The organism is Actinocrinis sp. (assembly GCF_035653575.1).
Taxonomy (GTDB): Bacteria; Actinomycetota; Actinomycetes; order Streptomycetales; family Catenulisporaceae; genus Actinocrinis.
The window spans coordinates 24,335-32,199 of the sequence record NZ_DASRBQ010000165.1 but is presented as its reverse complement, the minus strand read 5'-3'; the positions used below and the strand labels follow the sequence as shown (position 1 = coordinate 32,199).

Genomic DNA, 7,865 nt, shown 5'->3' with positions numbered 1-7,865 from the left:
GACAAAAATGTCGACACACTGTTGAGTTCTCAAGAAACAGACACACCAGCAGAAGCCATTTCTGACTTCTCCAGGGTTGTGTTTCGGATTCGACGTTGATCTTCGTCGCTGAGCGACTCTATCACGTCTATTTCGCTGCTCTTGCCCGCCCGGCGAGGTTGGCGTAGGGTGTAACTTTTGCCTTCACTCGCTGCTGGCTTTTCGCAGCAACCCTCCTAGTCTAACCACCCCGCCCCGGCCCGTCAAACCGCTCTGCCGAGTCGGAGTGACGTTGAGGTTTGAAGCAGTCCCCGGAGGGCTAGAGAAGTATGCACCAATCGGGGCTCGCAACGCCAATCGGTTACGCAGCAACGGGAACGAGCACATTCGACGCAGGTCAGGGGCCTGCTTGTGCCACACGTCGCGGCCTCGCGGCCGCTGCTCTCCGCTCAGCCGACGGCTGGCTGCTCGTCCGGGCGGTCTACTGCGTCAACGTCGCCGGCTTCGCCGCGTCGGTACGCACGCTTGCCCACGACGAATACGTACACCAGGAACAGTGCTTCCACCGCGATGCCGATTCCGATACGTCCCCAGGCCGGCAGCGACGACGGCGTGACGAACGCTTCGATCGCACCGGTACACAGCAGCGTGAGCACCATCCCGATGCCAACCACCGCTGCCGTTCGGCCCTCGTGTTCCAGCGCCGCGAGGCGCGTACGCGGTCCCGGGTCAACCAGTGTCCAGCCGAGCCTGAGTCCGACGCCCGCCGCGATGAACAACGAGGTCATCTCGAGCAGCCCGTGCGGAGTAATCAGTGTGAAGAACACATCGCCCCGGCCCGCGGCCACCATGTATCCGCCGTCGATGCCGAGGTTGGCCACGTTCTGCCACAGGATGAACAGCACCGGGATGCCCAGCAGAACGCCCGAGAACACGGTTTCCAGCGCCAGGAAGAAGTTGTTCGTCCAGACCTGCGCCGCGAAGTCCTGCGCGGGCGCCGAGGTGTAGTACGTCTCGAAGTCGCCGCCGGGCTGCGTGAGCTGCTGCACCTGCGGCGAGGGCAGCAGCGTGTTGCGCACGTCGGGGTGCGCCACCAGCCACCAGCCGAGCGCGAGCGAGGCGAGCAGCGCGAGGATCGCCGTGGTGCCCCACCACCAGCGGGACCGGTAGATCGCCGCGGGCAGCTTGGTGCTGAAGAAGCTTGTGACGGAGCGCCAGCTCGCGGCGCGCGGCGCGGTCAGCGCTGAGCGGGACAGCGCGAGCGTCGCCGAAAGCCGGCCGACCAGCTCCGTGTCGGGCAGCGCGCTGCGCACCTTGGACAGGTCCGTCGCGGTGGCCTGGTGCAGCGCGAGCAGTTCGTCGACCTCGGCGACCGAGAGGTTCCGGCGCCGGGCCAGGCGGTCAAGCCGGTTCCAGTGCGGCGCCCGCCTGATCACGAACGCGTCGATGTCCATGGCCCGTTCCCGTCCCGCCCCTGCCTCCGGACTGCTTCCGTCTGCCCGCGCCCACCGTACCGGTGCGCCTGGCCCGCTGCCAGGCTTCTGCCCTACCGTGGTCCCCCGCGGCAATCGTTGCAGCGGGCCACTCGTTTGGGGGAACCATGTCCGACCTGGTGATCGCGGAGGGCGTCGAGCTTGAGCTGCGGCCCGCGCGACTGGCCAGCCGGTTCATGGCCGTGCTGCTCGACTTCCTGGTGCAGAGCGGAATCTTCGCGGTCCTGCTGTTCGCCACGGTCGCGCTCAACTCCGGTTCGGGCAACTCCGACTCGCAGCGGGCCGCGACCATCGTGATCATCGTGCTCGTCGCGATCGGTTATCCCGTGGTGTGCGAGACGATCTCCACGGGGCGGTCACTCGGCAAGGCAGCGGTAGGCCTGCGGGTCGTGCGCGTGGACGGCGGTCCCGAGCGGTTCCGGCACGCGCTGGCCCGGGCGCTGGCCGGCCTGTTCGCCGACTTGAATCTTCCGCTGCTCGGCACGGTCGCGCTCAGCGGCCTGAGCGGTCTTTGGGTATGCCTCGTCGGGCTTCCCGGCGCGATCGCTTGTGTGTCCTCGCGCCGTGGGCAACGCATCGGTGACCTGCTGGCCGGGACGCTCGTCGTGCGGGAGCGCACCGAGTACGGCCGTGGCGCGCCGCCGGTGCCACCGGCGCCGGTCGTGGCAGCGTGGGCGTCCGGGGCGTCCGTCGGGGACGTGCCTACCGGGCTGATCGTCGCCGGCCGGCAACTGGTCTCGCGGGTCTTCGAGCTGGACCGGAAGGCCGCCGCGGAGCTGGCCAACGAGCTAGCCCGGCAATATTCGGCTTATGTGACCCCGCCTCCGCCGGCCGGTCTGCCCGCCTATCAGTACCTGGTGGCGGTCACCGGCGAGCGGTTCCGGCGTGAAGCAGGGGCCGCATATGCCTCGGTAGCGCCGAACGGCCCGGCCGCGTGGGCTGCGCAGCCGGGCCGAAAGCACTGACTCGATCTCGATAAAAGCCGCTAGCGGCTTAGTACCGGTAGTGGTCCGCCTTGTACGGGCCCTCCACCGGGACGCCGAGGTAAGCGGCCTGCTTCTCGGACAGCGTCGTCAGCTTCACGCCGAGCGCGTCGAGGTGCAGCCGCGCGACCTTCTCGTCGAGCTGCTTAGGCAGCGTGTACACGCCGATCGGGTACTGCTCGGGCTTGGTGAACAGCTCGATCTGGGCGAGCACCTGGTTGGCGAACGAGTTGGACATCACGAAGGACGGGTGTCCGGTCGCGTTGCCCAGGTTCAGCAGCCGGCCCTCGGACAGCACGATGACCGTGTGGCCGTCCGGGAACCGCCACTCGTGCACCTGCGGCTTGATCTCGGTCTTCACGATTCCCGGGATCTTGGCAAGGCCCGCCATGTCGATCTCGTTGTCGAAGTGCCCGATGTTGCCGACGATCGCCTGGTGCTTCATCCGCGACATGTGCTCCGCGGTGATGATGTCCCGGTTGCCGGTGCAGGTGATGAAGATGTCGGCGGTCCCGACCACCTCGTCGATCGTGGTGACCTGGTAGCCGTCCATCGCGGCCTGCAGCGCGCAGATCGGGTCGATCTCGGTGACGATCACCCGGGCGCCCTGGCCGCGCAGCGACTCGGCGCAGCCCTTGCCGACGTCGCCGTAGCCGAAGACCACCGCGACCTTGCCGCCGATCAGCACGTCGGTGGCCCGGTTGATGCCGTCGACCAGGGAGTGCCGGCAGCCGTACTTGTTGTCGAACTTGCTCTTGGTGACCGAGTCGTTGACGTTGATCGCCGGGAACTTCAGGGTGCCGGCCGCGAACATCTCGTAGAGCCGGTGCACGCCGGTGGTCGTCTCCTCGGTGACGCCCTTGATCGACTCGGCGATGCGGGTCCACTTCTTGCCGTCGGCGGCCAGCGAGGCCTTGAGCACGGACAGGATGACGTGCCACTCCTCCGGCTCGCCCTCCTGCGGTGCGGGCACGGCGCCCGCGGCCTCGAACTCGGCGCCCTTGTGCACCAGCAGCGTTGCGTCGCCGCCGTCGTCCAGGATCATGTTCGGCGTCTCGCCGTCCGGCCAGGTCAGCGCCTGCTCGGTGCACCACCAGTACTCTTCGAGAGTCTCGCCCTTCCACGCGTAGACCGGCACGCCCTTGGGGTCGTCCACGGTGCCGTCGGGGCCGACCGCGATCGCGGCGGCGGCGTGGTCCTGCGTGGAGAAGATGTTGCAGGAGGCCCAGCGCACCTCGGCGCCGAGCGCGACCAGGGTCTCGATGAGGACCGCCGTCTGCACCGTCATGTGCAGCGAACCGGTGATCCGGGCGCCGCGCAGGGGCTGGGTCTCGGCGAACTCGCGCCGCACCGCCATCAGGCCCGGCATCTCGTGTTCGGCCAGCTGGATCTCCTTGCGACCGAAGCCGGCCAGGGACAGGTCCGCGACCTTGAAGTCGGCGTGCGCCATATGTTCTTCCTCCTAGAGTTCTCTCCAGAGTCTAGGAGTTCCGGGACGCGGCGGACTGCAATTGCCCAGAGGTGCTAGCTTCCCCACAGGTTGCGCAGCTGCGATTCGGCGTCGACATACGTGCCGTGCGAGTTTTCCAGGGCTGCTGCAATACGCAGCATCACGCCGTGCAGGTCCTCAGCGGCCAGGTCCCACACATGCTGCTGGTACTGGTAGTTGGTGGCGGCCACGCCGGTCCACTCCTCGATGAGCGGACGCAGCAGTGCGCGCAGATCATTCAGCATTGTGTCGATGTTCGCACTGACGCTGCGAACCTGTGCTGCCGCGTCTTCGACATCGCCGAAGACGACAGAGATCTCCCCGCTGGCTACCACTTCAGTACCCCTGTTACGCCGTGCCCGTTCCCTCCCTGTCGGAGAATACGGTACCGCGTGACGACGATGTCTGACACCGATGCCCCGACGTTCTGTGCCGTCTTGTTACGTCTCTGCGGGGTGCCTATTGAGCGGTGCGAAGACGGTATTCCTCGATGGTGTGTCCCTGATCCGGGCCGATGCCGGTGATCAGGGCGAGGTACGCCGCGGCGAAGTCCGCGACCGCGATCAGGTAGGCGGCGCGGGCGAGCGGATCGGGCTGCTCGGCGATGACCGTGCTCAGCGCGATGCCGCGGTCACGGACTAAGGCTTCTACGACACCGAGCCGCGGGTCGGCTCCGTCTTCGGCGAAAAGGACTACCGCGGCGCTCTTCTCGGCGCCGTCCTCGAAGGGGTCGCGGAACAGGTCCTCGGTTCCGGCGGCGAAGGGTCCGTCGACGAGACCGAGCTGGCCGCGTCCGAGGTCCGGCAAGGCGGCGTGGATCACCGGGATGCCGGCGCGCAGGGCGGCCTGATCGGCGAGCCGTTCCGCGGCGACGGCGGCGACCTGTCCGGAGGCCCAGACCGCGGGCACCGACTCGGCCAGCCGCAGCGCGATCTCCTTGGCCGGGTTGACGAAGGGTTCCTGGCTGGGCCGGCAGCGGATCGCGGCTTCGTCCGCGGCCGACGCGGCGGCGTCGTAGCGCTGCGGCGGGATGACCCCGGCGAGCTCGGCCGCGATCAGGCTGGGCACCGCGACGGACCACAGCCGAGACCAGACCGGCACCACGTCGTCCGCCATGGCGATGAGCGTGCCGCGCACCTGCCTGCACAGGCCGCCGATGGCTGAGGCGGGAGGCGCCGCGACGACGACGCGGCAGCCCCGCCGACCGGCCTCGGCGAGCGCGGCCGCGATCTCCGGGGCCCGGCCGGCGGTGGAGGCGACGACGACGAGGTCGAGCGGTCCGACCCAGCCCGGCAACCCGGGCCCGGGTACCGGGACGATCGGGACGGTCGCTGCGGCCCCGGCGACGGAGGTGAGCAGGCGCGCGACGGTAGCGCCGGTGCCGTAGCCGAGCACGATGAGGGCGCGCGGGCGTCCGTCGGCGGCCAGGTCGCGCAGCGCCTGATCGGCCTGCGGGTCGAACTCGCGCAGGGCGGCGGCTCGGCGGATGCGCGCGCCGGTGGCGGCGATCAGCCGCAGCGTGCCGCCGTGGTCGGCGCTCTCCGCGGCCTCGGCGTCGGACAGCAGCTCCTCGTGCAGCTCCATGGGCACCTTTCGGCGGGCGGTCGAGGTGAATCGGCGTTTCAGCCGATCTTGCGCGCCTCGTCGATGAGCAGCACCGGAATGTGGTCACGCACTGGGTAGGCCAGGCCGCAGGACTGGTCGGTGCAAACCAGCTCTGCGGCCTCGGTGTCCTCACGCAGCGGCGAGTGACAGTTGGGGCAGGCGAGGATCTCCAGGAGGGAGGGCTCGACCAGGGGCGGCATGGCTTTCCTCTTCGGATCGGCGGTCAGGCTTCGGTGCGTTACGCGGTCAGCCGCGCACGATCGCCAGGACCGCGTCGCGGATCTCGGCGACCTGCGCGGGAGTGCGCGCTTCCACGTTAAGCCGCAGCAGCGGCTCGGTGTTCGACGGACGCAGGTTGAACCACCAGCCCTCGCCGGACACGGTCATGCCGTCGAGGTCGTCGATGGAGACTCCGGGCTGGCCCTCGTAGGCGGCGCGGACCGCCGCGGTGCGCCCGGCCTGGTCGCTGACCTCGCTGTTGATCTCGCCGGAGGCCGCGTAGCGGGAGTACTCGCCGACCAGTTCGGACAGCGGCCGTTCCTGCTCGCCGAGGGCGGCGAGCACGTGCATCGCGGCGAGCATGCCGGTGTCGGCCTTCCAGAAGTCCGCGAAGTAGTAGTGCGCGGAGTGCTCGCCGCCGAACACCGCGCCGGTTTCGGCCATCTCCTGCTTGATGAAGGAGTGGCCGACGCGGGTGCGCACCGGGGTGCCGCCGTGCTCGCGCACGATCTCGGGCACGGCCAGCGAGGTGATCAGGTTGTGGATGATGGTGGCGCCGGGGTGCTTGGCCAGCTCGCGGACCGCGACCAGGGCGGTGACCGCGGACGGCGGCACCGGCTCGCCGCGCTCGTCCACCACGAAGCACCGGTCCGCGTCGCCGTCGAAGGCCAGGCCGATGTCCGCGCCCACCTCGGTGACCTTCTTCTGCAGGTCCACGATGTTCTTCGGGTCCAGCGGGTTGGCCTCGTGGTTGGGGAAGGAGCCGTCCAGCTCGAAGTACATCGCGACGAGGTCGAGCGGCAGGCCCTCGAAGACGGTCGGCACGGTGTGGCCGCCCATGCCGTTGCCGGCGTCCACGACGACCTTGAGGCGGCGGTTTCCGGTCAGGTCGACGAGGGTGCGGATGTGGTCGGCGTAGGCCTGCAGCAGGTCGCGCTGCGTGATCGTGCCGGGCTTGTCGGCCGGGGTGAAGACGCTGCCTGGCTCGGCCAGTTCGCGCGCGGCCAGGTCGCGGATCTCGGCGAGGCCGGTGTCCTGGCCGACGGGGGCGGCGCCGGCCCGGCACATCTTGATGCCGTTGTACTTGGCCGGGTTGTGGCTGGCGGTGAACATCGCGCCGGGCAGGTTGAGGAACCCGGAGGCGAAGTAGAGCTGGTCGGTGGAGGCCAGGCCGATCTGGACCACGTCCGCGCCCTGGCTCGCCGCGCCGCGGGAGAAGGCCCCGGACAGGTCCGGGGAGGAGGGGCGCATGTCCCAGCCGACGGTGATCGCGGTTGCTCCGGTCACTCGGACGAAAGCGGCGCCGACCGCCTCGGCGATGCGCTCGTCGAGCTGGTCGGGCACGGTCCCTCGGACGTCATACGCCTTGACCAGATGAGTCAGGTCGCCTGCGGTCGGGTGCGGGGCGGTCACGGTAGATCGGCTCCGTTCCATCCTGGTGGGCGCCGCGCGGCGCGTCGTCGAGCCGAGCCTACCGGCTCTGCGTGGCTCGCAGGTGCCGAGATGATGCGGAACGGGCGCCGTGAAGCGCGGGTGCTATGAAGAGCGGGCGCCGTGAAGAGCAATCGCTCTAAGTCAGCCGTCTGCTTCCGTGACGGCGCGCAGGTGGCCGCGGCGGGGCGGGGTGTCGCCGTGCGGTACGGCGGTGGGACGGCTCGGTTCACTGTCGGCGGCGCCAGCGGGTGCGCGGGCGGCTTCGCGGACGGCGAGCGCCAGGGCCTCGAGGTCGTCGCTGGAGGGGGTGCGCCGCCCGGTCTCGGGCGGGGAGAGCCGCACGACCTGCCAGCCGCGCGGGGCGGTCAGCCGTTCGGAGTGCTCGGAGCACAGGTCGTAGCAGTGCGGTTCGGGGTAGGTGGCCAGGGGTCCGAGGACTGCGGTTGAGTCCGCGTAAACGTACGTCAACGTCGCCACGGCTTGGCGACCACAGGCGGTGCGCGAACAGCGACGGACAGGGCTCACATGCGGGAGTGTATTGCTGTGGCGCCCAGCGCTGCCAGACGCCACGCAATCCGGATCCGCCTGGGCTGTTCACGGACCTTGCGGCACCGTTGGCCGGTCGCCGGCCAGGCCGTGGTCCAGACCGCGGTCGAGCGGCGG

The 7,865-nt window shown here is 69.5% G+C and carries 8 protein-coding genes; 1 reads left to right on the top strand and 7 read right to left on the bottom strand.

The window, feature by feature from the left end:
- Window positions 1–428 precede the first annotated feature (428 nt).
- On the bottom strand, window positions 429–1,433 hold the full coding sequence (locus VFA06_RS22425) for a stage II sporulation protein M (RefSeq protein WP_324842650.1): 1,005 nt from the start codon (window positions 1,431–1,433) through the stop codon (window positions 429–431).
- Between the two features lie 146 nt (window positions 1,434–1,579).
- Here VFA06_RS22425 and VFA06_RS22420 point away from each other — a divergent pair, with 146 nt between their 5' ends.
- A complete protein-coding gene (locus VFA06_RS22420) occupies window positions 1,580–2,437 on the top strand; it encodes an RDD family protein (protein WP_324842649.1) in 858 nt (285 codons plus the stop codon).
- A gap of 28 nt (window positions 2,438–2,465) precedes the next feature.
- On the opposite strand, the gene ahcY is transcribed toward VFA06_RS22420, so the two are convergent.
- From ahcY to VFA06_RS22390, 6 genes are all read right to left on the bottom strand, one after another.
- Window positions 2,466–3,905 (bottom strand): adenosylhomocysteinase, encoded by a 1,440-nt coding sequence (gene ahcY, locus VFA06_RS22415; protein WP_324842648.1) that lies wholly within the window; start codon window positions 3,903–3,905, stop codon window positions 2,466–2,468.
- A 74-nt stretch (window positions 3,906–3,979) separates the two neighbouring features.
- Window positions 3,980–4,279 carry a WXG100 family type VII secretion target gene (locus VFA06_RS22410; RefSeq protein WP_324842647.1) on the bottom strand — a complete coding sequence of 100 codons (300 nt, stop codon included), beginning with the start codon at window positions 4,277–4,279 and terminating at the stop codon, window positions 3,980–3,982.
- Window positions 4,280–4,403: 124 nt separating this feature from the next.
- Window positions 4,404–5,528 carry an SIS domain-containing protein gene (locus VFA06_RS22405; RefSeq protein ID WP_324842646.1) on the bottom strand — a complete coding sequence of 375 codons (1,125 nt, stop codon included), beginning with the start codon at window positions 5,526–5,528 and terminating at the stop codon, window positions 4,404–4,406.
- A 38-nt stretch (window positions 5,529–5,566) separates the two neighbouring features.
- The gene (locus tag VFA06_RS22400; RefSeq protein WP_324842645.1) at window positions 5,567–5,749 is read right to left on the bottom strand and encodes a Trm112 family protein; all 183 of its coding nucleotides are present in this window, start codon (window positions 5,747–5,749) and stop codon (window positions 5,567–5,569) included.
- A 46-nt stretch (window positions 5,750–5,795) separates the two neighbouring features.
- Window positions 5,796–7,181, bottom strand: coding sequence for a phosphomannomutase/phosphoglucomutase (locus VFA06_RS22395; RefSeq protein ID WP_324842644.1), 1,386 nt, complete (start codon window positions 7,179–7,181; stop codon window positions 5,796–5,798).
- A 162-nt stretch (window positions 7,182–7,343) separates the two neighbouring features.
- Window positions 7,344–7,727 (bottom strand): DUF3499 domain-containing protein, encoded by a 384-nt coding sequence (locus tag VFA06_RS22390; protein ID WP_324842643.1) that lies wholly within the window; start codon window positions 7,725–7,727, stop codon window positions 7,344–7,346.
- Window positions 7,728–7,865 lie beyond the last annotated feature (138 nt).

What these genes read in the sequence shown, in the direction of transcription:
- VFA06_RS22425 (WP_324842650.1), bottom strand. Translation starts at nt 1,433, where the DNA reads ATGGACATCGACGCGTTCGTGATCAGGCGGGCGCCGCACTGGAACCGG.
- VFA06_RS22420 (WP_324842649.1), top strand. Translation starts at nt 1,580, where the DNA reads ATGTCCGACCTGGTGATCGCGGAGGGCGTCGAGCTTGAGCTGCGGCCC.
- ahcY (WP_324842648.1), bottom strand. Translation starts at nt 3,905, where the DNA reads ATGGCGCACGCCGACTTCAAGGTCGCGGACCTGTCCCTGGCCGGCTTC.
- VFA06_RS22405 (WP_324842646.1), bottom strand. Translation starts at nt 5,528, where the DNA reads ATGGAGCTGCACGAGGAGCTGCTGTCCGACGCCGAGGCCGCGGAGAGC.
- VFA06_RS22400 (WP_324842645.1), bottom strand. Translation starts at nt 5,749, where the DNA reads ATGCCGCCCCTGGTCGAGCCCTCCCTCCTGGAGATCCTCGCCTGCCCC.